We start from the raw sequence: 26,202 nt of genomic DNA, 5'->3' as shown, positions 1-26,202 counted from the left end.
GATGGGAAACGATTTGCAGCATCGGACGGTGTTGTTGGACGAGGCGGTCGATGCGCTCGTGACGCGGCCGGACGGCATCTATGTCGACGGCACGTTCGGGCGGGGCGGCCACAGCCGCGCGGTGCTCGCGCGGCTCGGGGCCGCCGGGCGCCTGATCGCGTTCGACAAGGATCCGCGTGCGATCGAGACGGCGCAGGGCATCGAGGATGCGCGCTTCTCGATCGTGCACGACAGCTTTGCGTCGATGCAGGGCGCGCTTGCGGCGCGCGGCATCGGGAAGGTGTCGGGTGTGTTGCTGGACCTGGGCGTGTCCTCGCCGCAGGTGGACGATCCGCAGCGGGGCTTCAGCTTCCGCGCGGATGGCCCGCTGGACATGCGCATGGATCCGACACGCGGCGAGTCGGCGGCCGAATGGCTCGCGCGGGCTTCGCTGCAGGAACTGACGGAGGTGATACGAGATTATGGGGAAGAACGGTTTGCTTTTCAGATTGCAAAGGCGCTTGTTGCTCGCCGGGCAGAGTCCGACCGTCTCGGGCCTCTCGACAGCACGGGCGAGCTTGCCCAAATCGTGGGTCACGTCGTCAAGACACGTGAGAAGGGCAAGGACCCGGCAACCCGCACCTTTCAGGCTATACGGATTCACGTCAATCAAGAGCTTGCGGACCTGCAAGTCGTACTAGACGCGGCATTGTCGTTGCTGGAGCAAGGGGGGCGGCTGGTGGTCATCAGCTTTCATTCACTCGAGGACCGGATCGTCAAGCGATTCATGCAGGCGCACGCGAGTGCGCCTGCGGTCGATCGTCGCCTGCCGATCCGCGCCGTCGACCTCCCGAGCCCCCCGTTGAAGATCATCGGCCGCAAATTCCCGAGCGACGCCGAAGTGGCCGCGAACCCGCGCGCGCGCTCGGCGGTGATGCGCATTGCGGAGCGCGTCGCGCCATGAGCCGCTTCAACATCTTCCTGCTGATCATCGTGATGGGCTGCGCGCTGTCGGTCGTCAATTCGACGAACCAGCAGCGCCAGATCTTCATTCAGCTGCAGCGCGCGCAGTCGCAGGAGCATCAGCTCCAGCAGGACTATGCGCAGCTTCAGTACCAGCAGAGCGCGCTGTCGAAGACCTCCCGCATCGAGCAGCTCGCGAACGATTCGTTGAAGATGCAGCCGATCATGACCGGCCGCACCCAATACCTGACGCTGGCGCCGGGCGCCGCGAAGGCGATCGACGCGCCGATCCCCGCATCGGCCGATGCGGCGGCGGGCAAGGGCAGGGGAGGCGCGCGATGAAGCCGTCGCAGAAGCGCCAGAACGTGAAGTTCGCATCGAGCCCCGTGCTGTCGGTGCACCTGCCGATGTGGCGCTCGAAGCTCGTCGTGTTCCTGCTGTTCATGGCGTTCGTCGCGCTCGCCGCGCGCGCGTTCTGGATCCAGGGGCCCGGCAACGCGTTCTATCAGAAGCAGGGCGAAAGCCGCTACCAGCGCACGATCGAGCTGCCGGCGACGCGCGGCAAGATTCTCGACCGCAACGGGCTCGTGCTCGCGACGAGCCTGCCCGTGCGCGCGATCTGGGCGATTCCCGATGCGGTGCCGGACGATCTCGGCGCGGACAAGCTCGACCAGCTCGGCAAGCTGCTCGGCATGACGCAGAAGGAGCTGCGCGCGAAGCTGTCGGAGGACAAGGGTTTCGTGTACGTGAAGCGCCAGGTGCCGATCGACCTTGCCGACAAGGTCGCGGCGCTCGACATCCCCGGCGTGTACCAGCGCAACGAATACAAGCGCTTCTATCCGGAAGGCGAGATCACCGCGCACTTGATCGGCTTCACGAACGTCGAGGACGAGGGCCAGGAAGGCGTCGAGCTCGGCGACCAGAAGCTGCTGTCCGGCACCTCGGGCGTGCGCCGCGTGATCAAGGACCGGCTCGGACACATCGTCGAGGACGTTGCCGAGCAGCTGCCGCCGCACAACGGGACGGACGTCGACCTGTCGATCGACAGCAAGATCCAGTACATCGCGTACGCGAACCTGAAGGCCGCGGTCGACAAGTTCAAGGCGAAGGCGGGCGCGGCGATGGTCATCGACGTGCGCACCGGCGAGGTGCTCGCACTGGTCAACTACCCGACGTACAACCCGAACGACCGTTCGCACCTGACCGGCGAGCAGCTGCGCAACCGGATCCTGACCGACGTGTTCGAGCCGGGCTCGATCATGAAGCCGTTTACGGTGTCGCTCGCGCTCGACCTGCATCGCGTGACGCCGAACACGCTTGTCGAGACCGGCAACGGCCACTTCGTGCTGGACGGCGCGCCGATCACCGACGACGCGGGCTTCGGCACGCTGACGGTCGGCGGCGTGATCCAGAAGTCGAGCAACATCGGCGCGACGAAGATCGCGATGACGATGAAGCCCGAGGAAATGTGGAATATGTATACGAGCATCGGCCTCGGCCAGGCGCCGAAGGTCGGCTTCCCGGGCGCGGCGGCCGGCCGCCTGCGGCAGTGGAAGAACTGGCGCAGGATCGAGCAGGCGACGATGTCGTACGGCTATGGCCTTTCCGCATCGCTGTTCCAGCTCGGGCGGGCATATACGGCGATCGCGCACGACGGCGAGCTGATGCCGGTGACGATCTTCAAGACCAACAGCGCGCAGCCGGTCGCGGGGCAGCAGATTTTCGCGCCGTCGACCGCGCGCGCCGTGCGCGCGATGCTCGAGACGGTCGTGGCCCCGGGCGGCACGTCGCCGGACGCCGCCGTGCCGGGCTACCGCGTCGGCGGCAAGAGCGGTACCGCGTACAAGCACGAAGGGCACGGCTATACCCGCAAGTACCGGGCATCGTTCGTCGGGATGGCGCCGATGCCGAACCCGCGCATCGTCGTCGCCGTGTCCGTCGACGAGCCGACTGCGGGCAGCCACTTCGGCGGACAGGTGTCCGGGCCGGTGTTCTCGGCGATCGCGGGCGACGCGCTGCGCGCGCTGAACGTGCCGCCGAACATGCCGGTCAAGCAGCTCGTCGTGTCTGACGATACGCCCCCCGCGACCGGCCCGCAAAAGCTGGCCGCGGGCGCGGGCGCGAAGCATATGATCGTGTCCAGCACGACACGCAATTCTCCTGGAGTCATTCGATGAGCGCCGCTCGCAGTTCCCATCCGGCGCACCAGCAGATCGCAGCCGCGCTCGCGTGGCTGCGTCAGCATGTGGCCCCCGCGGCGCAACTGCATGCGGATACGCGCAGCCTCGAAGCAGGCGACGTGTTTCTTGCGTATGCGGTCGACGGGGCCGACAACCGTGCCTTCATTGCCGACGCGGTCGCGCGCGGCGCCGCCGCCGTGCTGTATCAGCCGGACGGCCTTGCCGCCGCACCTGCCGCGCCGGTCGCGCTTGCCGTGCCGGCGCTGAACGAAGTCGCCGGCGACATCGCCAGCGGCTGGTACGGCGATCCGAGCGACGGCCTGTTCGCGGTCGGCGTGACCGGCACGAACGGCAAGACGTCGTGCACGCAGTGGATCGCCGCCGCGCTGACGGCGCTCAATCGGCCGTGCGCGCTGATCGGCACGCTCGGCAGCGGGATGCCGGGCCATCTGGTGCCGACCGGCTTCACGACGCCCGATGCGCCGCAACTGCAGCGCAGCCTCGCGCAGTTGCGCGACGCGGGCGCGAAGGCCGTGGCGATGGAGGTGTCGTCGCACGCGCTGCACCAGGGCCGCGTGAACGGCACCGCGTTCGACATCGCCGTGTTTACGAACCTCACGCAGGATCACCTCGACTATCACCGCACGTTCGACGCGTACGAAGCGGCGAAGGCGAAGCTGTTCGCATGGCGCGGCCTGCGCGCGGCAGTCGTCAATCGCGACGACGAGGCCGGCAGCCGTCTGCTCGCGAGCCTGTCCGGCCGCGTGCGCACGATCGCATACGGGATCGGCGACGCGCCGGCGGTGGACGCCGATCGCGAGCTGACCGCGCACGACGTGCGCGCGACCGCGACCGGCACCGCATTCCGTCTGCGTTCGTCGTGGGGCGACGCGGACGTCGAGGTCGGCACGCTCGGCACGTTCAACGTCAGCAACCTGCTCGCGGTGCTCGGCACACTGCTTGCGGCCGACGTGCCGTTCGACGCGGCGCTCGCCGAGATCGCGCGGCTCGAGCCGGTCAACGGCCGGATGCAGCGTCTCGGCGGCCGGCTGCAGAACGATGAGCCGCTCGTCGTGATCGACTATGCGCACACGCCCGACGCGCTCGAGAAGACGCTCGACGCGCTGCGCCCGATCGCGGTTGCGCGCGGCGGCGCGCTCGTCTGCATGTTCGGCTGCGGCGGCGACCGCGACGCGACCAAGCGTCCGCTGATGGGCGCGATCGCCGAGCGGCTGGCCGACGAGGTCGTCGTGACGAGCGACAACCCGCGCAGCGAGGACCCGCAACGCATCATCGACCAGATCGTCGCCGGGATGAGCGTGCCGGACAACGCGCGCCGGATCGAGGACCGCGCGAGCGCGATCCTGCAGGCGGTGCGCGGTGCGGCGCGCGAGGACGTCGTCGTGCTGGCCGGCAAGGGGCACGAGGCGACGCAGGAAATCATGGGCAAGAAGCGCGCGTTCTCCGACCAGGACCACGCGCGGCTTGCGCTCGCGGCGCGCGCGACGCACGGCAAGGGAGGCGGCGAATGACGATGCTCAGCCTTGGTGAAGCCGCTCGCCTGATTCAGGGCGCGACCGTCCACGGCGACGCGAGCGTCACGTTCGAGCGCGTGTCGACGGACAGCCGCACGGTCGGCCCGGGCGACCTGTTCGTCGCGCTGAAAGGGGAGCGCTTCGACGCGCACGATTTCCTCGCCGACGTGGCGGCGCGCGGCGCGGCTGCCGCGCTCGTGTCGCACACGCCGGCGGGCCTCGCGATGCCGACGATCGACGGCGGTGAAACACGGGCCGCGCTCGGCGCGCTTGCGCACGGCTGGCGCAAACGATTCCCGTTGCCGGTCGTCGCAGTGACGGGCAGCAACGGCAAGACGACGGTCAAGGAAATGATCGCGTCGATCTTTGCCGCCGCGGTCGGCGCGGATGCGCGGCTCGCCACGGCCGGCAACCTCAATAATGACGTCGGCCTGCCGTTGACACTACTGCGCCTGAACGCTGCGCACCGGCTGGCGGTGATCGAGCTCGGAATGAACCACCCGGGCGAGACGGAGATCCTCGCGCGCCTCACGGCGCCGACGGTCGCGCTCGTCAACAATGCGCAGCGCGAGCACCAGGAATTCATGGCGACGGTCGAAGCCGTCGCGCTCGAACATGCGGCCGTGATCCACGCGCTCGCGCCGGACGGCGTCGCGGTGTTCCCGGCCGACGACGCGTACGCGGGCATCTGGCGCGTCGCGGCGACCGGCAACCGGATCGTCGACTTCGCGCTCAACGACGGCGAGCGGCACACCGACGCTCAAGTGACGGGCCGTGTGGCCGGCGGCGCGCTCGCGATCGACACGCCCGCCGGGTCGATCACGGTGCGGCTGCGTGCGCTCGGCGAGCACAACGCGCGCAACGCGCTGGCGGCGACAGCCGCCGCGCTGGCGGCGGGCGTTGCGCTGGCGGCGATCGGGCAGGGCCTCGAGGCGTTCGAGCCGGTCAAGGGCCGCCTGCAGGTCCGGCAGGCAAGCGCCGGCAGCCTGGCGGGCGCGACGGTCGTCGACGACACGTACAACGCGAACCCCGATTCGATGCGCGCGGCGATCGACGTGCTCGCGGCGCAGCCCGCGCCGCGCGTGCTGGTGATCGGCGACATGGGCGAAGTCGGCGACGAAGGCCCTGCGTTCCATCGCGAGGTCGGCGCGTACGCGCGCGAGCGCGGCATCGACGCGCTGTTCGCGCTCGGCGACGCATCGCGCGACGCCTGCGCATCCTACGGCAACACGGCCCGCCACTTCGGCGACGTCGGCACGCTGGTCGACGCGCTGCTGGCGGCCGGCTACGGCGTACGGGCGACGGTGCTCGTGAAGGGCTCGCGGTACATGAAGATGGAGCGCGTGGTCGACGCGCTGACGAACCAACCCGCGGCGGGCACGGCGCCCGCCGCACCTTGAGTAGAAGGAAGGAAGCATGCTGCTGGCGCTGGCGCAATGGCTGCAGGGCGACGCAAGCTTTTTGCGCTTGTTCACGTACCTGACGTTCCGTGCGGTGATGGCCACCATCACCGCGCTCGGGATCGGGCTCGTGTGCGGACCGTGGGTGATCCGCAAGCTGACCGAAATGAAGGTGGGGCAGGCCGTGCGCAAGGACGGCCCGCAGACGCATCTCGTCAAGTCCGGCACGCCGACGATGGGCGGCGTGCTGATCCTGATCGGCATCGCGGTTGCGACGCTGCTGTGGGGCGACCTGACGAACCGTTTCATCTGGATCGTGATGCTCGTCACGTTCGGTTTCGGCGTGATCGGCTGGGTCGACGACTACCGCAAGGTCGTCCACAAGGACCCGCGCGGGATGTCGTCGCGCGAGAAGTACTTCTGGCAGTCGGTGATCGGCCTGTTCGCGGCCGTCTACCTGGCATTCAGCGTGTCCGAGGCGAACAACGTGCGCGTGTTCGACCTGTTCATGGCATGGGTGAGGAGCGGCCTGTCGATGGGGCTGCCGGCGCGCGCCGACCTGATGCTGCCGTTCCTGAAGTCGATCAGCTACCCGCTCGGCGTATGGGGCTTCATCGTGCTGACCTATTTCGTGATCGTCGGCGCGAGCAACGCGGTGAACCTGACCGACGGCCTCGACGGCCTCGTGATCATGCCGGTCGTGCTGGTCGGTGCTTCGCTCGGTGTGTTCGCGTACGTGATGGGCAGCGCGGTCTATTCAAAATACCTGCTGTTCCCGCACATCCCGGGCGCGGGCGAACTGCTGATCTTCTGTTCCGCGATGGGCGGGGCAGGGCTCGCGTTCCTCTGGTACAACACGCACCCCGCGCAGGTGTTCATGGGCGACGTCGGCGCGCTGGCGCTCGGCGGCGCGCTCGGCACGGTCGCGGTGATCGTGCGCCAGGAAATCGTGCTGTTCATCATGGGCGGCATCTTCGTCGCGGAAACGTTGTCGGTGATGCTGCAGGTTTCGTGGTTCAAGTACACGAAAAAGCGCTACGGCGAAGGGCGGCGCCTGCTCAAGATGGCGCCGCTGCATCACCATTTCGAATTGTCCGGCTGGAAGGAAACGCAGGTGGTGGTGCGTTTCTGGATCATCACGCTGATGCTGTGCCTGTTCGGTCTGACCACCCTCAAGCTGCGGTAAAGGAAAGGTAACAAGGATGTCTGGCGAGATGTTTGGAGATCGGCAACGGCCGATGGTGCTCGTGCTGGGGCTCGGCGAATCGGGTCTCGCGATCGCGCGATGGTGCGCGAGGCACGGGTGCCGGCTGCGCATTGCTGATACCCGCGAGGCGCCGCCGAACCTTGCCGCGCTGCAGGCAGAAGGCATCGACGCGGAATTCGTCGGCGGTCCGTTTTCGCCGGCGCTGCTCGACGGCGGCATCGAGATCGTCGGACTGAGCCCCGGCCTGTCGCCGCTCGAGCCGGCGCTCGCGGCGCTGATCGCGGCGGCGAACGAGCGCGGCGTCGCGGTGTGGGGCGAACTGGAGTTCTTCGCGCAGGCGCTGCGCGCGCTCGGCGCGAGCGGCTATCAGCCGAAGGTGCTGGCGATCACGGGCACCAACGGCAAGACCACGACGACGAGCCTGACCGGCCTGTTGTGCGAACGGGCGGGCAAGAAGGTCGGCGTCGCGGGCAACATCAGCCCGGCGATGCTCGACCGGCTCGCCGACGCGATCGACGCCACCGCGCTGCCGGACGTCTGGGTGCTGGAACTGTCGAGCTTCCAGCTCGAGACCGCGCGCACGTTCGCGCCGGATGCGGCCGCGATCCTCAACATCACGCAGGACCACCTCGACTGGCACGGCAGCTTCGACGCATACGCGGCCGCAAAGGGCCGGATCTTCGGCGCGACGACGACGCGCGTGCTGAACCGCGACGATGCGGCCGTGATGAAGTTCGCGCCGGCCGCGGGCGCGGCCGATGCGGCGCGCACGGTCACGTTCGGGTTGAACGAGCCGGCGCACGAAGGCGATTACGGGCTGTCGCGCGACAACGGCATTGCGTGGCTCGTCGAGGCGATCGATCGCGACGCGACCGACGAGCCGGTGACGGGCCGCCGCCGCAGGCGCGACGCCGTCCATACGCCGGACATCGCGCAAAAGCGCCTGATGCCGGCCGACGCGCTGCGCATCCGCGGCCTGCACAACGCGGCGAACGCGCTTGCCGCGTTCGCGCTCGCGCGTGCGATCGACCTGCCGGCGGCGCTGCTGCTGCACGGGCTGCGCGAATACCGCGGCGAGGCGCATCGCGTCGAGCTGATCGCGACGCTCGACGACGTCGATTACGTCGACGACAGCAAGGGCACGAACGTCGGCGCGACGGTGGCCGCGCTCGACGGGCTCGCACAGCGGATCGTGCTGATCGCCGGCGGCGACGGCAAGGGCCAGGATTTCTCGCCGCTCGCGGCGCCGGTCGCGCGCTGGTGCCGCGCGGTGCTGCTGATCGGCCGCGACGCGCCGGCGATCCGCGACGCGCTCGCCGATACCGGCGTGCCGCTCGTCGATCACGCGACGCTCGAGGCGGCGGTGCGCGCAGCCAGCGAGTTCGCGGAGCCGGGCGACGCGGTGCTGCTGTCGCCCGCATGCGCGAGCTTCGACATGTTCAAGAGCTACGCCCATCGCGCGGACGTGTTCCGCCGCGCGGTGGAGGATCTCGCCCTCGATCAAGGAGCGACGCCATGAGCTGGTCCGATCGCCTCGTCTCCCGTTTCAACGATCGACGCGACGGCGGCGGCAATGCGGCCGGCGGCCGCGTCGCGTCGGCCACGCGGGCCGCGACGGGCGGCCTCGCGAGCGTCGTCAACGGCGTGCGGCCGGGCCGTTCGCGGATGCTCGATTTCGACTACTCGCTGCTGTGGGTCGCGGTCGCGCTGCTCGGGCTCGGCGTCGTGATGGTGTATTCGGCGTCGATCGCGATGCCGGATTCGCCGAAGTACGCGTCGTATCACGATTACGCGTTCCTGCTGCGCCACTGCGTGTCGCTCGTCGTCGCGTTCATCGCGGCGGTGATCGCGTTCCGCGTGCCGGTGTCGACGTGGGACAAATACGCGCCGCATCTCTTCCTGATCGCGCTGGTCAGCCTCGTGATCGTGCTGATCCCGCACGTCGGCAAGGGCGTGAACGGCGCGCGCCGCTGGATTCCGCTCGGCATCACGAACATGCAGCCGTCCGAAGTCATGAAGCTCGCGGTGACGATCTACGCGGCGAACTACACGGTGCGCAAGCAGGAATACATGCATAGCTTCGCGAAGGGCTTTCTGCCGATGGCCTGCGCGGTCGGCCTCGTCGGCGCGCTGCTGCTGCTCGAGCCGGATATGGGCGCGTTCATGGTGATCGCCGCGATCGCGATGGGCGTGCTGTTCCTCGGCGGCGTGAACGGCAAGCTGTTCGGCGGCCTCGTCGCGACGGCGGTCGGCACCTTCACGATGCTCGTCTGGCTGTCGCCTTGGCGGCGCGAGCGGATCTTCGCGTATCTCGATCCGTGGGACGAGCGCTACGCGCAGGGCAAGGCGTACCAGCTCACGCACTCGCTGATCGCGTTCGGCCGCGGCGAATGGTTCGGCGTCGGCCTCGGCGGCAGCGTCGAGAAGCTGAACTACCTGCCCGAAGCGCATACCGACTTCATCCTCGCGGTGATCGGCGAGGAGCTCGGCTTCGTCGGCGTGATGGTCGTGATCCTGCTGTTCTACTGGATCGTGCGCCGCGCATTCGAGATCGGCCGCCAGGCGCTCGCGCTCGACCGCACGTTCGCGGGGCTGACCGCGAAGGGCATCGGCATCTGGTTCGGCGCGCAGGCATTCATCAACATGGGCGTGAACCTCGGCCTGCTGCCGACCAAGGGTCTGACGCTGCCCCTCGTGAGCTACGGCGGCTCGGGCATCCTGCTCAACTGCGTCGCGCTCGCGGTGCTGCTGCGGGTCGACTATGAAAATCGCGTGCTGATGCGGGGAGGGAAGGTATGACCGCGACGCATCGCACGCTGATGGTGATGGCAGGCGGCACCGGGGGCCACGTGTTCCCGGGGCTCGCGGTCGCGCACCGGATGGAAGCGGCAGGGTGGCGCGTCGTATGGCTCGGCAATCCGGCCGGGATGGAGGCGACGCTCGTGCCGAAGCACGGCATCCCGATGGAATACGTGAGGTTCGGCGGCGTGCGCGGCAAGGGTCTGAAGACCAAGCTGTCGCTGCCGTTCAACCTGCTGCGCGCATGCTGGCAGAGCCTCGGCGCGCTGCGCCGGGTCAAGCCCGACGTCGTGCTCGGGATGGGCGGCTACATCACGTTCCCGGCGGGCGTGATGACGGCGCTGTCCGGCCGTCCGCTCGTGCTGCACGAACAGAATTCGATCGCCGGCCTCGCGAACAAGGTGCTCGCGAAGCTCGCGAAACGCGTGCTCGTCGCGTTCCCGGACGCGCTGCCGCACGCCGAATGGACCGGCAACCCGATTCGTGCGGAACTTGCGCGCACGGAGCCGCCCAAAGCACGCTATGCGGCGCGCAGCGGCCCGCTGAACCTGCTGGTCGTCGGCGGCAGCCTCGGCGCCGCCGCGCTGAACGAAGTCGTGCCGCGTGCGCTGGCGATGCTGGCGCCGGGCGAGCGGCCGCGCATCGTGCATCAGGCGGGCGCGAAGCACATCGACGTGCTGAAGGCGAACTACGAGGCTGCCGGCCTCGTGTGCGGCAGCGACGTGCAGCTCGTGCCGTTCATCGACGACATGGCCGCCGCGTACGCGGCGGCCGATCTCGTGATCTGCCGGTCGGGCGCGATGACGGTATCGGAGATCGCGGCGGTCGGGGTGGCAGCGCTGTTCGTGCCGTTCCCGTATGCCGTCGACGATCACCAGACGACCAATGCCGCGTTCCTCGCCGAGGCGGGCGCGGCGGTGCTGGTGCAACAACGCGACCTGTCGGCCGACCTGCTCGCCGACTGGCTGCGCAGCCAGTCGCGGGCGTCGCTCGCGGACATGGCGGAGCGTTCGCGCTCGCTGGCGAAGCCGGATGCCACCGATGAAGTCGCGCGGGTCTGCGCGACGGTGGCCGGCGCGAACCTGGAAACACTGCAATGAAACACATCGTCAAACACATTCATTTCGTCGGGATCGGCGGCGCCGGCATGAGCGGCATCGCGGAAGTGCTCGTCAATCTCGGCTACCAGGTCAGCGGCTCGGACCTGTCGCGCAACGCGGTGACCGACCGTCTCGAGGCGCTCGGCGCGCGGATCGCGATCGGCCACGACGCGGCCAACATCGAGGGCGCGAACGCGGTCGTCGTGTCGACGGCCGTGCGCTCGGACAATCCGGAAGTGCTGGCCGCGCGCGCGAAGCGCGTGCCGATCGTGCAGCGCGCGGTGATGCTCGCCGAGCTGATGCGCCTGAAGCAGGGCATCGCGATCGCGGGCACGCACGGCAAGACCACGACGACGAGCCTCGTCGCGAGCGTGCTCGCGGCGGGCGGCCTCGATCCGACCTTCGTGATCGGCGGGCGGCTGATCAGCGCCGGCGCGAATGCGCGGCTCGGCACGGGCGACTTCATCGTCGCCGAGGCCGACGAGTCGGACGCGTCGTTCCTGAACCTGTATCCGGTGATCGAAGTCATCACGAACATCGATGCCGACCACATGGATACCTACGGCCACGATTTCGCGCGGCTCAAGCAGGCATTCATCGAGTTCACGCAGCGGCTGCCGTTCTACGGCAGCGCGGTCGTGTGCGTCGACGACCCGAACGTGCGCCAGATCATCCCGTTCATCTCGAAGCCGGTGGTGCGCTACGGGCTGTCGCCGGACGCGCAGGTGCGCGCGGAAGACATCGACGCGCGCGATGGCCGGATGCACTTCACGGTGATCCGCGAAGGGCGCGAGCCGCTGCCGGTCGTGCTGAACCTGCCGGGCCTGCACAACGTGCAGAACGCGCTCGCGGCGATCGCGATCGCGACGGATCTCGGTGTGTCGGACGATGCGATCCAGCAGGCGCTCGCGGAATTCAACGGTGTCGGCCGGCGCTTCCAGCGCTACGGCGAGGTGCCGGTGGCGGACGGCGGCAGCTACACGCTGATCGACGACTACGGCCATCATCCGGTCGAAATGGCTGCGACGATCGCGGCCGCGCGCGGCGCGTTCCCCGGCCGCCGCCTCGTGCTGGCGTTCCAGCCGCACCGCTATACGCGCACGCGCGACTGCTTCGACGATTTCGTCAACGTGCTGTCGACGGTCGATGCGCTGGTGCTGACGGAAGTCTACGCGGCCGGCGAGGCGGCGATCACGACCGCCAACGGCGACGCGCTGTCGCGCGCGCTGCGCGCGGCGGGGAAGGTTGAACCGGTATTCGTCGCGGCAATCGACGACGTGCCGGACGCATTGACGAAGGTCGCGCAGAACGGCGACGTGGTGATCACGATGGGCGCGGGCTCGATCGGCGGCGTGCCGGCGAAGCTCGTGCAACACATTCAACAGAAGGCATGACATGAGCGGGATTGATCCGAAACGTTTCGGCAAGGTGGCGGTGTTGCTCGGCGGCGTGTCCGCAGAGCGCGAGGTGTCGCTCAATTCGGGCCGGCTCGTGCTGCAGGGCCTGCGCGACGCGGGCATCGACGCGCATCCGTTCGACCCGGCCGAGCGTCCGCTGGCGGCGCTGAAGGACGAAGGGTTCGTGCGCGCGTTCAACGCGCTGCACGGCGGCTACGGCGAGAACGGCCAGATCCAGGGCGCGCTCGATTTCTACGGGATCCGCTACACGGGCAGCGGCGTGCTCGGCTCGGCGCTCGGCCTCGACAAGTTCCGCACGAAGCTCGTGTGGCAGCAGACGGGCGTGCCGACGCCGCCGTTCGAAACGGTGCTGCGCGGCGACGACCTCGCGGCGCGCGCGCCGGAGATCGTCGCGAAGCTCGGCCTGCCGCTGTTCGTGAAGCCGGCGAGCGAAGGCTCGAGCGTCGCGGTGCTGAAGGTGAAGACGGCCGACGCGCTGCCGGCTGCGCTCGCCGAAGCCGCGAAGCACGACCCGATCGTGATCGTCGAGAAGAGCATCGAGGGCGGCGGCGAATACACCGCGTGCATCGCCGGCGATCTCGACCTGCCCGTGATCAAGATCGTGCCGGCCGGCGAGTTCTACGACTATCACGCGAAGTACATCGCCGACGACACGCAATACCTGATTCCGTGCGGGCTGCCGGCCGACAAGGAAGCGGAGCTGAAGCGCATCGCGCGCCGGGCGTTCGACGTGCTGGGCTGCACCGACTGGGGCCGCGCGGACTTCATGCTCGACGCCAACGGCGACGCGTACTTCCTGGAGGTGAACACCGCGCCGGGCATGACCGATCACTCGCTGCCGCCGAAGGCGGCGCGCGCGGTCGGCATCAGCTATTCGGAACTGGTGGTGAAGGTGCTGTCGCTCACGCTCAACGACTGAAGCAGGAACGGAAAGACGTCATGTGGAACAACGTTCGCCAACTCAACCTTGCCGCCAGCGCGCTGTACGCGCTGCTGCTGCTCGTGTTGGCGGCGGCCGGCTGCTACTGGCTGATCCAGCGTCCGGCGTTCGCGCTGCGCGCGATCCAGATCGACGGCGACACCGACCACATCAACGCGCCCATCGTGCGCGCGGGCGTGGTCGGGCGGCTGAAGGGCAACTTCTTCACCGTGGATCTCGATACGGCGCGGGTCGCGTTCGAGCAGATGCCGTGGGTGCGCCGAGCGAGCGTGCGCCGGGTGTGGCCGAATGCGCTGGCTGTCACGCTCGAGGAGTACAAACCGCTCGGGACCTGGGGCAGCGACCAGCTGGTGAGCGTCGACGGCGAGCTGTTCACCGCGAACCAGGGCGAGCTCGACGAGGCGCTGCCCGCGTTCGACGGGCCGGAAGGCAGCGCGAAGGAAGTCGTCGTGCGGTATCACGACTTCGCGAAGTGGTTCGCGCCGCTCAACGCGACGCCGGAAGAGGTCACGCTGTCGGCGCGCTACGCATGGACGGTGAGGCTGTCGAACGGGATGCAGGTCGAGCTGGGCAAGGAGCGCAACGGCGACACCCTGCACGACCGGAGCCAGCGTCTCGTCGCCGCGTGGCCGGCCGTCACGCAACGCTGGGGCAACGACATCGAGTACGCGGACCTGCGCTATCCGAACGGATTCGCGATTCGCGCGACGGGCATGCGGTTCCTGACCGATACCGACAAGCGCAAGAAGTAACGAGAGATCACACGCAAGAGCACTCTATGAGCAAAGACTACAAGGATCTGCTGGTTTCCCTCGACATCGGCACGTCGAAGGTGGTGGCCGTCGTCGCCGAGCTGAAGGGCGAAGGTCACTACGAGGTGATCGGTCTCGGCCAGAGCGAATCGAAAGGTCTGAAGAAGGGCGTGGTGGTGAACATCGAGGCCACCGTGCAGTCGATTCAGCGCGCGCTCGAGGAAGCGGAGCTGATGGCCGACTGCAAGATCACCAACGTGTTCACGGGGATCGCCGGCAGCCACATCCGCAGCTTCAATTCGAGCGGAATGGTCGCGATCAAGGACAAGGAAGTCACGCAGACGGACGTCGCGCGCGTGATCGAGACCGCGAAGGCGATCAACATCCCGACCGACCAGCAGGTGCTGCACATCCTCACGCAGGAATTCATCATCGACGGCCAGGAAGACGTGCGCGAGCCGATCGGCATGAGCGGCATCCGCCTCGAGGTGAAGGTGCACATCGTGACGGGCGCGGTGAGCGCTGCGCAGAACATCGTCAAGTGCGTGCGCCGCTGCGGGCTGGAAGTGAACGACCTGATCCTGCAGCCGCTCGCGTCGTCGCTCGCGGTGCTGACCGAGGACGAGAAGGATCTCGGCGTGGTGCTCGTCGACGTCGGCGGCGGCACGACCGACATCGCGATCTTCGCCGAAGGCGCGATCCGCCACACCGCGGTGATTCCGATCGCCGGCGACCAGATCACGAGCGACATCGCGATGGCGCTGCGCACGCCGACGCCGGACGCGGAAGACATCAAGGTCAGCTACGGGATCGCGAAGCAGGCGCTCGCCGATCCGGACGAGATGGTCGAAGTGCCGGGCCTCGGCGAACGCGGCCCGCGCACGCTGTCGCGCCAGGCGCTCGCGGCGGTGATCGAGCCGCGCGTCGAGGAGCTGTTCTCGCTCGTGCAGCAGGTCGTGCGCGAGTCGGGTTACGAAGAACTCCTGAGCTCCGGCGTGGTCATTACCGGCGGCGCGGCGATGATGCCGGGGATGGTCGAGCTCGGCGAAGACATTTTCCTGAAACCGGTGCGCATCGGCGCGCCGGAATACGCGGGCGGCCTGGCCGACGTCGTGCGCAATCCGCGCTATTCGACGGCGATGGGCCTCCTGGTGGAAGGCAGCGCTCAGCGCATGCGCGGCCGCAAGGTCGCGGTGCAGTCCGGCAACGCGGGGCAGATCTTCTCGCGGATGAAGGAATGGTTCCTGAGCAACTTCTGACGAAACGAATCGAAATTCGCGCCGGTGCCGGCGGCCGGCGCGCGACAGGGGGTTGCCCGATCTCCTGCCGAATAACGGCCGAGCAGCAGTAACTTTCTTGACGGAGGCAACAATGGAATTTGAGATGCTGGAAACCGAAACCAACGGCACCATCATCAAGGTGGTGGGCGTTGGCGGCGCTGGCGGCAATGCCGTGCAGCACATGATCAACCGCGGTGTGCAGGGCGTCGACTTCATCGTGATGAACACCGACGCGCAGGCGCTGTCGCGTTCGCGCGCGCCGTCCGTGATCCAGCTCGGCAACACCGGCCTCGGTGCCGGCGCGAAGCCGGAAATGGGCCGTGCGGCAGCCGAAGAGGCGCGTGAGCGCATCGCCGACGGGCTGCGCGGCGCGCACATGGTGTTCATCACCGCCGGCATGGGCGGCGGCACCGGCACGGGCGCGGCGCCGGTCGTCGCGCAGATCGCGAAGGAGATGGGCATCCTGACGGTCGGCGTCGTCAGCAAGCCGTTCGAGTTCGAAGGCGGCAAGCGGATGCGCGTCGCGGAAGCCGGCTCGCAGCAGCTGGAGGATCATGTCGACTCGCTGATCGTCGTGCTGAACGACAAGCTGTTCGACGTGATGGGCGACGACGCGGAAATGGACAAGTGCTTCCAGTGCGCGGACGACGTGTTGAACAACGCGGTCGCGGGCATCGCGGAAATCATCAACGTCGATGGCCTGGTCAACGTCGACTTCGAAGACGTGAAGACGGTGATGGGCGAGCAGGGCAAGGCGATGATGGGCACGGCGACGGTCGCCGGCGTCGATCGCGCGCGCCTCGCGGCGGAACAGGCCGTGGCGAGCCCGCTGCTGGAAGGCGTCGACCTGTCGGGCGCGCGCGGCGTGCTGGTCAACATCACGTCGAGCCGTTCGCTGCGCCTGTCGGAAACGCGCGAAGTGATGAACACGATCAAGAGCTACGCGGCGGAAGACGCGACGGTGATCTTCGGTGCTGTGTACGACGACGCGATGGGCGACGCGCTGCGCGTGACGGTCGTCGCGACGGGCCTCGGCCGCGCGGCGAAGAAGCAGCAGTCGGCGCCGATGACGCTCTTGCGCACCGGCACGGACAACCAGCCGGTCAGCGCGGTGTCGCACAACAGCTACGCACCGGCACATCACGTCAGCACGGCCGACTACGGCGCGCTCGACACGCCGGCCGTGTGGCGCAATTCGCGCGAAACCGCGGCATCGCACGTGCAGGCGCTGCAGGAGAAGGGGGTCGACACGTACGACATCCCGGCATTCCTGCGCAAGCAGGCTGACTGAGGCACACGGGCGAAGCCGCGGCGGTGTCGCCGCGGTGTAGCCGGCGTGACGGATGCTACGGACCGCGACAGGCCGCGTCGAATGCGACGCCGGGCCGGGAGACGTGCCCTCTTCGCTTCGGCGAGGCGGGAGGGGCCGTGTTGTCCGTGTCACGCGAGAAACCGTATCGCTATGAGGGACCAGGCATGATTCAAGTGGGCGACGCGCTGCCCGACGCGCAACTGTTCGAATTCATCGACGACGCGCAGGCGGGTTGTACGCTGGGGCCGAACGCCCGCAGCGTGCGCGAGCAGACGGCGGGCAAGCGGGTGGTGATCTTCGGATTGCCGGGCGCTTTCACGCCGACCTGTTCGGCGCAGCATGTGCCGGGCTATGTCGAGCACGCCGAGCAGTTGCATGCGGCGGGCATCGACGAGATCTGGTGCGTGTCCGTCAACGACGCATTCGTGATGGGCGCTTGGGGACGTGATCTGCACACCGCGGGCAAGGTGCGCATGATGGCGGACGGCAGCGCGGCTTTCACTCATGCGCTGGGGCTGACGCAGGATTTGTCCGCGCGCGGCATGGGGATTCGTTCCCTGCGCTACGCGATGGTGGTCGACGACGGTGTGGTCAAGACGCTGGCCGTCGAAGCGCCGGGCAAGTTCGAAGTGAGCGATGCGGCGAGTGTGCTGGCAACGTTGAAGTCCTGATCGCGCGATGCGCCGTTGCTTGCGGGCAACGTTGCGTATCGGCCGCAGGGCGGTTGTAACACGGGCTGATGACCGGGAACGCCTCCGTTCCGGGCATCGGCCCGTCCCGTATCGGCAGGGGTAAACAGCGGAAACAGATTGATACGCAGTTTCAAACGACGCCGAATAGGGAATTACGCTATAATGCGATCTATCGAATATAACGCCTGATTGAAATCTTCAATCAAGACGAAGAACACCATGCTGAAGCAGCGCACCATCAAATCCATCGTCAAGACCGTGGGGATCGGTGTCCACTCGGGCCGCAAGATCGAGCTGACGCTCCGTCCCGCCGCGCCGGGCACGGGCATCGTCTTCTCGCGCGTCGACCTGCCCACGCCCGTCGACATTCCCGCGTCGGCGACGTCGATCGGCGACACGCGGCTCGCGTCGGTGCTGCAGAAGGATGGCGTGCGCGTGTCGACGGTCGAGCACCTGATGTCCGCGTGCGCGGGCCTCGGCATCGACAACCTGTACGTCGACGTGACGGCCGAGGAAATCCCGATCATGGACGGCAGCGCGGCGACCTTCGTGTTCCTGATCCAGTCCGCCGGCATCGAGGAGCAGAACGCGCCGAAGCGCTTCATCAAGGTCAAGAAGACGGTCGAAATTCGCGACGGCGACAAGTTCGCGCGTCTCGATCCGTATTTCGGCTTCAAGCTGAAGTTCTCGATCGATTTCCGCCACCCGGCCGTCGACAAGACGGGCCAGGAACTCGAGGTCGATTTCGCGAATACGTCGTACGTGCGCGACATCGCGCGTGCGCGCACGTTCGGCTTCGCGCACGAGGCCGAGATGCTGCGCGAGATCGGCCTGGCGCGCGGCGGCAGCATGGATAACGCGATCGTGCTCGACGAGTACCGCATCCTGAACAACGACGGGCTGCGCTACGACGACGAGTTCGTGAAGCACAAGATGCTCGACGCGATCGGCGACCTGTACGTGATCGGCCATCCGCTGCTGGCGTCCTATACCGCGTACAAGTCGGGGCACGGGCTCAACAACGCGCTGCTGCGCGAGCTGCTCGCTAACGAGGACGCATACGAGATCGTGACGTTCGACGATCCGCAGTCCGCGCCGAACGGCTTCGGGTTCGATGCGCAGACGGCGTTCGCCTGAGCGGGTGAGCCCCGTGAATAGATGAAAAAGCGGCCCTTGGGCCGCTTTTTCGTTTGCGTCGTCGACGCGGGTCGAGAGGCGTGCGTGGTCAGCGCGGCGATTTCGCCCCATGCCGCGCCGCCATCCGGGCGAGCGCAGCCTGCAGCGGCGACGGCTCGAGGTGATCGGCCAGGTCGCGCAACGCCGCCGCGCCGACGGACGTCATCCGCGCCTGCTTCACGTGCGGCGGCTCCGGCGCGTCCTTCGGACGCACGCGCACGCGCAGCGTGCTCACCGGCCAGCCGCGCTTTTGCAGATCCGCGAGCAGCCGCGGCTCGACCTGCCGCAGCCGCGCGGCCAGCGCGTTGTGCGCGGCAAACAGGGTCAGGACGCCATCCTTCACGAATCCCGGCTCGACGTGGCTGGCGAGATAGTCGGGCAGCAGCGTGGCGAGGTCGCGCTGCAGCGCGGCGATCTGCTCGACGCCGGCGCGCAGCGCCGCAAACGCGTCGGTGCGGCCGAGCACCTCGGACACGGGTTGCGGACGATACGGGCCGAGCGGGCCGAAACGCTTGGAAAATCGGTTCATCGAGGCTTTCTTCGGGGCGCCGCAGCGCGCGGTGGTTGACGCCGATTGTACCCGTCGCGGCTCGCGCGCGGCCGGATTTGCGGCCGTGCCGGCAGTCGGCACGGCGAGGCTGCCGTCCGCCCGAGTCACGGGCGCAGGCGCCCTCGCGTGCTAAAATTCGATGTTTGAATCCACTATTACGCTAAGCCGCCGAGGCTCGGGCGTCGGGGCGCGCAACACGCGCCGGGCGCCGGTGCTGCGACGCAGGATCCGATCCGATGACAACCGGTTTTCTCCAGAAAATTTTTGGCAGCCGCAACCAGCGGCTCGTCAAGCAATATCAAAAGACCGTCGCGGCGATCAATGCGCTCGAAACGCAGATCGAGCAGCTGACGGACGACCAGTTGCGCGGCAAGACGGACGAATTCCGCCAGCGGCATGCGGCCGGCGAGTCGCTCGACAAGCTGCTGCCGGAGGCGTTCGCGGTCTGCCGCGAGGCGAGCCGCCGGGTGCTGAAGATGCGCCACTTCGACGTGCAGCTGATCGGCGGGATGGTGCTCCACTACGGCAAGATCGCCGAAATGCGCACCGGCGAGGGCAAGACGCTCGTGGCGACGCTGCCGGTGTACCTGAACGCGCTGTCGGGCCGCGGCGTGCACGTCGTGACGGTCAACGACTACCTCGCGCAACGCGACGCCGAGTGGATGGCGCGCCTCTACAACTTCCTCGGGCTGTCGGTCGGCATCAACCTGTCCGGCATGGAGCACGAGCAGAAGCAGCAGGCGTACGCGTCCGACATCACGTACGGCACGAACAACGAGTTCGGCTTCGACTACCTGCGCGACAACATGGTCTACGAGACCGACGCGCGCGTGCAGCGTGCGCTCAACTTCGCGGTGGTCGACGAAGTCGACTCGATCCTGATCGACGAAGCGCGTACGCCGCTGATCATCTCCGGCCAGGCCGAGGACCACACCGAGCTGTACGTGCGGATGAACGCGCTGCCGCCGCTGCTCGAGCGCCAGATCGGCGAGGAGAAGGCGGACGGCACCGGCGTCGAGAAGCCGGGCGACTACACGCTCGACGAGAAGGGGCGCCAGGTGTTCCTGACGGAATCGGGCCACGAGAAGGCCGAGCGCCTGCTGTCGGAATGGGGCCTGATCGGCGACGGCGAGAGCCTGTACGCGCCGCAGAACATCACGCTGATGCACCACGTGTACGCGGCGCTGCGCGCGCACACGCTGTTCCACAAGGACCAGCACTACGTCGTGCAGAACGGCGAAGTGATCATCGTCGACGAATTCACGGGCCGCCTGATGGCGGGCCGCCGCTGGTCCGACGGCCTGCACCAGGCGGTCGAGGCGAAGGAGCACGTGAAGATCCAGAGCGAGAACCAGACGCTCGCGTCGATCACGTTCCAGAACTATTTCCGCATGTACGCGAAGCTGTCGGGCATGACCGGCACCGCGGACACCGAAGCGTACGAATTCAACGAGATCTACGGTCTCGAGACGGTCGTGATCCCGACCAACCGTCCGCCGAAGCGGATCGACAAGCAGGATCAGATCTACAAGACGGCCAAGGAGCGCTACGACGCGGTGATCCGCGATATCCGCGAATGTCACGAGCGCGGCCAGCCGGTGCTGGTCGGCACGACGTCGATCGAGAACTCCGAGCTGCTGTCGCACCTGCTGAAGCAGGCCGGGCTGCCGCACGAGGTGCTGAACGCGAAGCAGCACGCGCGCGAAGCGGCGATCGTCGCGGAAGCGGGCCGTCCGCAGCGCATCACGATCGCGACCAACATGGCGGGCCGCGGCACCGACATCGTGCTCGGCGGCAACGCGGAGAAGCAGGCCGCGTTCATCGACGCCGACGAGGCGATCCCGGCTGACGAGAAGGCGCGTCGCATCCAGCAGCTGCACGACGAATGGGAGACGCTGCACGAGCAGGTGAAGGCCGCGGGCGGCCTGCACATCATCGGCACCGAGCGTCACGAGTCGCGCCGGATCGACAACCAGCTGCGCGGCCGTGCGGGCCGTCAGGGCGACCCGGGCTCGTCGCGCTTCTACCTGTCGCTCGACGATCCGCTGCTGCGCATCTTCGCCGGCGACCGCGTGCGCGCGATCATGGACCGCCTGAAGATGCCGGAAGGCGAGGCGATCGAGGCCGGCATCGTCACGCGTTCGATCGAATCCGCGCAGCGCAAGGTCGAGGCGCGCAACTTCGACATCCGCAAGCAGCTGCTCGAATACGACGACGTGTCGAACGACCAGCGCAAGGTCATCTACCAGCAGCGCAACGAGCTGCTCGAAGCGCACGACATCACCGAGACGATCGGGGCGATGCGCCACGGCGTGATCAGCGACGTCGTCCGCCAGTTCGTGCCGGCGGGCAGCATCGAGGAGCAGTGGGACATCCCCGAGCTCGAGGAAGCGCTGCGCAACGACTGGCAGCTCGATCTCGCGATCCAGGAAATGGTGAACGAGTCGTCGTCGATCTCGGCGGACGAGATTCTCGAAGCGGTGACGACCGCGGCCGACGAGCAGTACGAGTCGAAGGTCGCGCTGGTCGGCCGCGAATCGTTCAGCGCGTTCGAGCGCTCGGTGATGCTGCAGTCGGTCGACCGCTTGTGGCGCGAGCACCTCGCGGCGCTCGACCACCTGCGCCAGGGCATCCACCTGCGCGGCTACGCGCAGAAGAACCCGAAGCAGGAATACAAGCGCGAGGCGTTCGAACTGTTCGCCGCGATGCTCGACGCGATCAAGCAGGAAGTCACGCGGATCGTGATGAACGTGCAGATCCAGTCGCCCGAGCAGCTCGAGGAAGCGGCCGAGCAGATCGAGGAGCGCACCGGGCATCTCGAGAATGTCGAGTACCAGCATGCCGAATTCGCCGAGGCGGGCGCGCCGGTGGCCGGCGGTGCGGCGGTGGCCGCCGCGACGGCCGCCGAGGAGATGGTCGGCAGCGCGATGAGCCATAGCGGCCCCGGCGGCGAGATGCCGAAGGTCGGCCGCAACGATCCGTGCCCGTGCGGCAGCGGCAAGAAGTACAAGCATTGTCACGGCAAGCTGTCGTAAGACGATGCCCCCACGCTCACGTCGTTCGCTGCCCCCCGAGGGGGCGGTCAGCTTCCTTGGGGCGGCCCGGCGGAAGCTGACAGGCGGCGCGCGATGAGCGCGCCGCGTCGTTTATAGCGTTGATTTGTGGTGAGAGTTGCGGCGGTCCGCGCGTGCGGCCGCCGGTTCGTTCAATCGATGCCGGCGCGCGCCGGCATTTTCCCTTCCGGCAGGTGTTCCACATGGCTGTCAATTTCCCGTCGATCGATCCCGCCCAACTGCATCCCGTCGCCGGCGTCACGCTGGGCTGGGCGGAGGCGAACATTCGCAAGCCGAACCGCAAGGACGTGCTGGTCATTTCCGTCGACGATGGCGCGACGGTCGCCGGCGTGTTCACCGAGAACCGCTTCTGCGCGGCGCCCGTGATCGTCTGCCGCGAACATCTGGCGAAGGTGCGCGCGGGCGGCGCGGGCATTCGCGCGCTCGTCGTCAACACCGGCAACGCGAACGCGGGCACCGGCGAGCCGGGCCTCGCGCATGCGCGCGAGACCTGCGCGGAGCTCGCGCGCCTCGCGGGCATCGAGCCGGCCCAGGTGCTGCCGTTCTCGACGGGCGTGATCCTCGAGCCGCTGCCGATCGACCGCCTGAAGGCCGGCCTGCCGGCGGCGCTCGCGAACCGCCAGGCCGCGCACTGGTTCGACGCCGCGCAGGCGATCATGACCACCGACACGCTGCCGAAGGCGACGTCGCGTCAGGTGACGATCGACGGCCACACGGTCACGCTGTCCGGCATCAGCAAGGGCGCGGGCATGATCAAGCCGAACATGGCGACGATGCTCGGCTTCCTCGCGTTCGACGCGACGGTCGCACAGCCGGTGCTCGACACGCTCGTGAAGGAGGTCGCGGACCGCTCGTTCAACTGCATCACGATCGACGGCGACACGTCGACGAACGACTCGTTCATCCTGATCGCGTCCGGCAAGAGCACGCTGCCGGCGATCACGTCGACCGATTCGCCCGCCTATGCGGCGCTGCGCGATGCGGTCACCGAGGTTGCGCAAGTGCTGTCGCAGCTGATCGTGCGCGACGGCGAAGGCGCGACGAAATTCATGACGGTGCAGGTCGAAGGCGGCCGGAGCGTCGCCGAATGCCGTCAGATCGCCTACGCGATCGGCCATTCGCCGCTCGTGAAGACGGCGTTCTACGCGTCGGACCCGAACCTCGGCCGAATTCTCGCGGCGATCGGCTATGCGGGCGTCGCCGATCTCGACGTCGGCAAGATCGACCTGTATCTCGACGACGTGCTGGTCGCGAAGGCGGGCGGCCGCAATCCGGCGTACCAGGAAGAGGACGGCCAGCGCGTGATGAAGCAGAGCGAGATCACGATCCGCGTGCTGCTCGGCCGCGGCGACGCGCAGGCGACGATCTGGACGTGCGACCTGTCGCACGATTACGTGAGCATCAACGCGGATTACCGCTCCTGACCGGGAGCGCCGGGACATCATGGACAAGCTCGAACAGTTCCTGACGCGCGCGGAAACGCTGCTCGGCCGGCTCGAGGCGATGCTGCCACCCGCGCCGGCGGCGGTCGACTGGAACGCCGCGAACGCGTTCCGCTGGCGCAAGCGCCAGGGGCGCGGCTATCTGCAGCCGGTGCCCGCCGTGTCGTCGATCACGCTCGCCGACCTGCACAACATCGATCGCCAGAAAGGGCTGATCGAGCAGAACACGCGGCAATTCGTGCAGAAGAAGCCGGCGAACAACGTGCTGCTGACCGGCGCGCGCGGCACCGGCAAGTCGTCGCTGATCAAGGCGTGCCTGAACGCTCATGCGAACGACGGGTTGCGCCTGATCGAAGTCGACAAGGACGACCTGCACGATCTCGGCGACATCGTCGACCTGATCGCGCAGCGTCCCGAGCGCTTCATCGTATTCTGCGACGACCTGTCGTTCGAGGAAGGCGAGTCGGGTTACAAGGCGCTGAAGGTTGCGCTCGACGGCTCGATCGCCGCGCAGTCGGACAACGTGCTGATCTACGCGACGTCGAATCGCCGCCATCTGCTGCCCGAGTACATGAGCGACAACGAGACGTACAAGCACCTGCCCGACGGCGAGATCCATCCTGGCGAAGTCGTCGAGGAGAAGATCTCGCTGTCCGAGCGCTTCGGCCTGTGGGTCAGCTTCTATCCGTTCAAGCAGGACGATTATCTCGGCATCGTCGCGCACTGGCTGCGCCACTTCGGCTGCGGCGACGCCGAGATCGAGCAGGCGCGCGGCGACGCGCTCGTGTGGGCGCTCGAGCGCGGTTCGCGCTCGGGACGCGTCGCGTGGCAGTTCGCGCGTGACTGGTCGGGCCGCAAGGAGCAGGCATGAGCACGGATCTCGCACAAGGCGCCGTGCGCGCGCCCGATGGCCGGAAGGTGACCGAGGTCGCGGTCGGCATCATGGTGCAGCCGGACGGTCGGTACCTGCTCGCGCAGCGCCTGCAGGGCAAGCCGTACGAAGGCTACTGGGAATTTCCGGGCGGCAAGCTGGAGGCGGGGGAAAGCGTCGAGGACGCGCTCGCGCGCGAACTGCACGAGGAGCTCGGAATCGCCGTCACCGCATGCCACCGCTGGCATACGCTCGAGCACGACTACCCGCATGCGTACGTGCGGCTCTACTTCTGCAAGGTGACGGGCTGGACCGGCGAGCCGCACAGCAAGGAAGGGCAGGCGTTCGTCTGGCAGCATCTGCCGGTCGACGTCGCGCCGCTGTTGCCCGCGGCGCTGCCGGTGCTCGAACTGCTCGCGAAGGACGAAGCGCAACGCTGAGGCCGGGCGGCTCGCCGGGAGGCGGGCCGCGGTGCATGGCGCCGCGCAGCGATTCAGCTCGGGCGGTGCCCGTCCGTGCCGTCTTCTTCCTCGGACAGCGGCGAGTCGTCCGAACCGCCGATCCGGTATTTCTCCGCGGCCCACGCGCCGAGATCGAGCTGCTTGCAGCGGGCGGAGCAGAAGGGACGGAAGCGATTTTCGGGCGTCCAGCGCACCTCGGCGCCGCAGGACGGGCATTTCACAACAGTAGTCATACGAAAGCGTCGATCCGGCACACGGCCGTTACAGATTGCACAGGGTCAGGTGGAACGGCACGTCGATGTCCACGGCACGCGGCCGCACGTCGCCGTCCTGCATGGTGAACCGCACCCACAGCATGTACTTGTTCGCGCTGGCTTCCGGAATCACGCGCAACTCCGGTGCCACGCGCACCTGCATCAGTTGATAACTGCGACCGGACAGCATCTGCTGATAGCTGCCCTGCATGGCCATCACCTTCGATGCCTGCCCCGATTCGCGCGCGAGACGCAGCACGATTGCTGCCGCGTCGCGCAGCGGCAGGAGCGGCAGGATCCATTTGGCGATGTCCTGGCGCCGCTGCTCGGCGGGCCACTGTTGCCACGCGTAGTACGACGGCAGATCGAATTTGCAGGTTCCGCCGGGAATCACCGCGCGGCTGCGGATGCTCGCGAGCCACTCGTTGTCGACCAGATGCTGGCCCGTCTTGCCCTGCATCTGCCCGAGGTTCGCGAGCGTCTGCTCGATTTCGCCAAGCACGGATTCGAGCGCGTTCTGTTCGATACCCGGATTGCCGCGAAAGGGGGCGAGCGTCTGGCGCTGACGTTCGAGTTCTTTCATCAGATCCGATTTCAGGTCTGCGCGGCCCGTGACCTCGGCGATCTCGAACAGCGTCGTCAGCGCGACGTGATGTTCCCGCGCGTCCTCCTGAGCCAAAAAAAACGCGAAGCGCTCGAACAGGTCTTCGAGGCGCAGCAGCGTGCGAATTCGCTCATTGAACGGGTACTCGTAAAGAATCAAGCGCGCTCGCCTCTTGCGTAGGGAATGAAACAATGCAGGACATTCTAATGCTCA

The 26,202-nt window shown here is 67.7% G+C and carries 23 protein-coding genes; 20 read left to right on the top strand and 3 right to left on the bottom strand.

Features of this window, described 5'->3' with window-relative positions:
• Position 1: 1 nt before the first annotated feature.
• The 16 genes from rsmH to lpxC all read left to right on the top strand — a co-directional run bounded on the left by rsmH (position 2) and on the right by lpxC (position 18,694).
• Entirely contained in the window at positions 2 to 943 is a 942-nt protein-coding gene (gene rsmH, locus HWX31_RS31320; protein WP_174965655.1) for a 16S rRNA (cytosine(1402)-N(4))-methyltransferase RsmH, read from the top strand.
• Entirely contained in the window at positions 940 to 1,284 is a 345-nt protein-coding gene (gene ftsL, locus HWX31_RS31315; RefSeq protein WP_059672933.1) for a cell division protein FtsL, read from the top strand. The genes rsmH and ftsL overlap by 4 nt, the downstream gene beginning before the upstream one ends.
• Positions 1,281 to 3,119, top strand: coding sequence for a peptidoglycan D,D-transpeptidase FtsI family protein (locus tag HWX31_RS31310; RefSeq protein WP_174965654.1), 1,839 nt, complete (start codon positions 1,281 to 1,283; stop codon positions 3,117 to 3,119). The genes ftsL and HWX31_RS31310 overlap by 4 nt, the downstream gene beginning before the upstream one ends.
• On the top strand, positions 3,116 to 4,654 hold the full coding sequence (locus tag HWX31_RS31305) for a UDP-N-acetylmuramoyl-L-alanyl-D-glutamate--2,6-diaminopimelate ligase (protein ID WP_174965653.1): 1,539 nt from the start codon (positions 3,116 to 3,118) through the stop codon (positions 4,652 to 4,654). Before HWX31_RS31310 ends, HWX31_RS31305 begins: the two co-directional genes overlap by 4 nt.
• Positions 4,651 to 6,057, top strand: a complete 1,407-nt coding sequence (locus HWX31_RS31300) for a UDP-N-acetylmuramoyl-tripeptide--D-alanyl-D-alanine ligase (protein WP_174965652.1) — start codon at positions 4,651 to 4,653, stop codon at positions 6,055 to 6,057. Before HWX31_RS31305 ends, HWX31_RS31300 begins: the two co-directional genes overlap by 4 nt.
• 16 nt (positions 6,058 to 6,073) lie before the next feature.
• Positions 6,074 to 7,243 carry a phospho-N-acetylmuramoyl-pentapeptide-transferase gene (mraY, locus tag HWX31_RS31295; RefSeq protein WP_045566724.1) on the top strand — a complete coding sequence of 390 codons (1,170 nt, stop codon included), beginning with the start codon at positions 6,074 to 6,076 and terminating at the stop codon, positions 7,241 to 7,243.
• A gap of 28 nt (positions 7,244 to 7,271) precedes the next feature.
• Positions 7,272 to 8,783 carry a UDP-N-acetylmuramoyl-L-alanine--D-glutamate ligase gene (gene murD, locus HWX31_RS31290; protein ID WP_174965660.1) on the top strand — a complete coding sequence of 504 codons (1,512 nt, stop codon included), beginning with the start codon at positions 7,272 to 7,274 and terminating at the stop codon, positions 8,781 to 8,783.
• The gene (gene ftsW / locus HWX31_RS31285) at positions 8,780 to 10,063 is read left to right on the top strand and encodes a putative lipid II flippase FtsW (protein ID WP_174965651.1); all 1,284 of its coding nucleotides are present in this window, start codon (positions 8,780 to 8,782) and stop codon (positions 10,061 to 10,063) included. The genes murD and ftsW overlap by 4 nt, the downstream gene beginning before the upstream one ends.
• Positions 10,060 to 11,163, top strand: a complete 1,104-nt coding sequence (gene murG / locus HWX31_RS31280) for an undecaprenyldiphospho-muramoylpentapeptide beta-N-acetylglucosaminyltransferase (RefSeq protein WP_059609270.1) — start codon at positions 10,060 to 10,062, stop codon at positions 11,161 to 11,163. The genes ftsW and murG overlap by 4 nt, the downstream gene beginning before the upstream one ends.
• Positions 11,160 to 12,557, top strand: coding sequence for a UDP-N-acetylmuramate--L-alanine ligase (gene murC / locus HWX31_RS31275; protein WP_174965650.1), 1,398 nt, complete (start codon positions 11,160 to 11,162; stop codon positions 12,555 to 12,557). The genes murG and murC overlap by 4 nt, the downstream gene beginning before the upstream one ends.
• A 1-nt stretch (position 12,558) precedes the next feature.
• Positions 12,559 to 13,500: a D-alanine--D-alanine ligase gene (locus tag HWX31_RS31270; RefSeq protein WP_059609272.1), complete on the top strand. Its 942-nt coding sequence runs from the start codon at positions 12,559 to 12,561 to the stop codon at positions 13,498 to 13,500.
• A gap of 20 nt (positions 13,501 to 13,520) precedes the next feature.
• Positions 13,521 to 14,273, top strand: coding sequence for a cell division protein FtsQ/DivIB (locus HWX31_RS31265; RefSeq protein WP_174965649.1), 753 nt, complete (start codon positions 13,521 to 13,523; stop codon positions 14,271 to 14,273).
• A 26-nt stretch (positions 14,274 to 14,299) separates the two neighbouring features.
• Positions 14,300 to 15,532, top strand: coding sequence for a cell division protein FtsA (gene ftsA, locus HWX31_RS31260; protein WP_010091242.1), 1,233 nt, complete (start codon positions 14,300 to 14,302; stop codon positions 15,530 to 15,532).
• A 112-nt stretch (positions 15,533 to 15,644) separates the two neighbouring features.
• Positions 15,645 to 16,844, top strand: coding sequence for a cell division protein FtsZ (ftsZ, locus tag HWX31_RS31255; RefSeq protein WP_059995624.1), 1,200 nt, complete (start codon positions 15,645 to 15,647; stop codon positions 16,842 to 16,844).
• Between the two features lie 185 nt (positions 16,845 to 17,029).
• Positions 17,030 to 17,536 carry a peroxiredoxin gene (locus HWX31_RS31250; RefSeq protein ID WP_059716731.1) on the top strand — a complete coding sequence of 169 codons (507 nt, stop codon included), beginning with the start codon at positions 17,030 to 17,032 and terminating at the stop codon, positions 17,534 to 17,536.
• 240 nt (positions 17,537 to 17,776) lie between these two features.
• Positions 17,777 to 18,694: a UDP-3-O-acyl-N-acetylglucosamine deacetylase gene (gene lpxC, locus HWX31_RS31245; RefSeq protein ID WP_174965648.1), complete on the top strand. Its 918-nt coding sequence runs from the start codon at positions 17,777 to 17,779 to the stop codon at positions 18,692 to 18,694.
• 88 nt (positions 18,695 to 18,782) lie between these two features.
• On the opposite strand, the gene HWX31_RS31240 is transcribed toward lpxC, so the two are convergent.
• Positions 18,783 to 19,262 (bottom strand): DciA family protein, encoded by a 480-nt coding sequence (locus HWX31_RS31240; protein ID WP_042583049.1) that lies wholly within the window; start codon positions 19,260 to 19,262, stop codon positions 18,783 to 18,785.
• A 257-nt stretch (positions 19,263 to 19,519) separates the two neighbouring features.
• Between HWX31_RS31240 and secA the strand changes: the two genes are divergently transcribed.
• The 4 genes from secA (at position 19,520) to HWX31_RS31220 (ending at position 25,110) form a co-directional block, all read left to right on the top strand.
• On the top strand, positions 19,520 to 22,318 hold the full coding sequence (gene secA / locus HWX31_RS31235) for a preprotein translocase subunit SecA (RefSeq protein ID WP_174965647.1): 2,799 nt from the start codon (positions 19,520 to 19,522) through the stop codon (positions 22,316 to 22,318).
• Positions 22,319 to 22,539: 221 nt separating this feature from the next.
• Positions 22,540 to 23,781 (top strand): bifunctional glutamate N-acetyltransferase/amino-acid acetyltransferase ArgJ, encoded by a 1,242-nt coding sequence (gene argJ, locus HWX31_RS31230; protein WP_042583051.1) that lies wholly within the window; start codon positions 22,540 to 22,542, stop codon positions 23,779 to 23,781.
• 19 nt (positions 23,782 to 23,800) lie between these two features.
• Positions 23,801 to 24,670 (top strand): ATP-binding protein, encoded by an 870-nt coding sequence (locus tag HWX31_RS31225; RefSeq protein ID WP_059760468.1) that lies wholly within the window; start codon positions 23,801 to 23,803, stop codon positions 24,668 to 24,670.
• A complete protein-coding gene (locus HWX31_RS31220) occupies positions 24,667 to 25,110 on the top strand; it encodes an NUDIX domain-containing protein (protein WP_010091252.1) in 444 nt (147 codons plus the stop codon). Before HWX31_RS31225 ends, HWX31_RS31220 begins: the two co-directional genes overlap by 4 nt.
• Before the next feature lie 53 nt (positions 25,111 to 25,163).
• On the opposite strand, the gene HWX31_RS31215 is transcribed toward HWX31_RS31220, so the two are convergent.
• Positions 25,164 to 25,364, bottom strand: a complete 201-nt coding sequence (locus HWX31_RS31215; protein WP_059533576.1) for a DNA gyrase inhibitor YacG — start codon at positions 25,362 to 25,364, stop codon at positions 25,164 to 25,166.
• A 28-nt stretch (positions 25,365 to 25,392) separates the two neighbouring features.
• Positions 25,393 to 26,148, bottom strand: a complete 756-nt coding sequence (zapD, locus tag HWX31_RS31210) for a cell division protein ZapD (protein WP_059609277.1) — start codon at positions 26,146 to 26,148, stop codon at positions 25,393 to 25,395.
• Positions 26,149 to 26,202: the final 54 nt, after the last annotated feature.

This window comes from Burkholderia ubonensis, assembly GCF_902833085.1.
GTDB classification, from domain to species: Bacteria; Pseudomonadota; Gammaproteobacteria; order Burkholderiales; family Burkholderiaceae; genus Burkholderia; species Burkholderia ubonensis.
The sequence above is the reverse complement of the archived record's forward strand: the minus strand, read 5'-3'. Positions and strand labels throughout refer to the sequence as shown.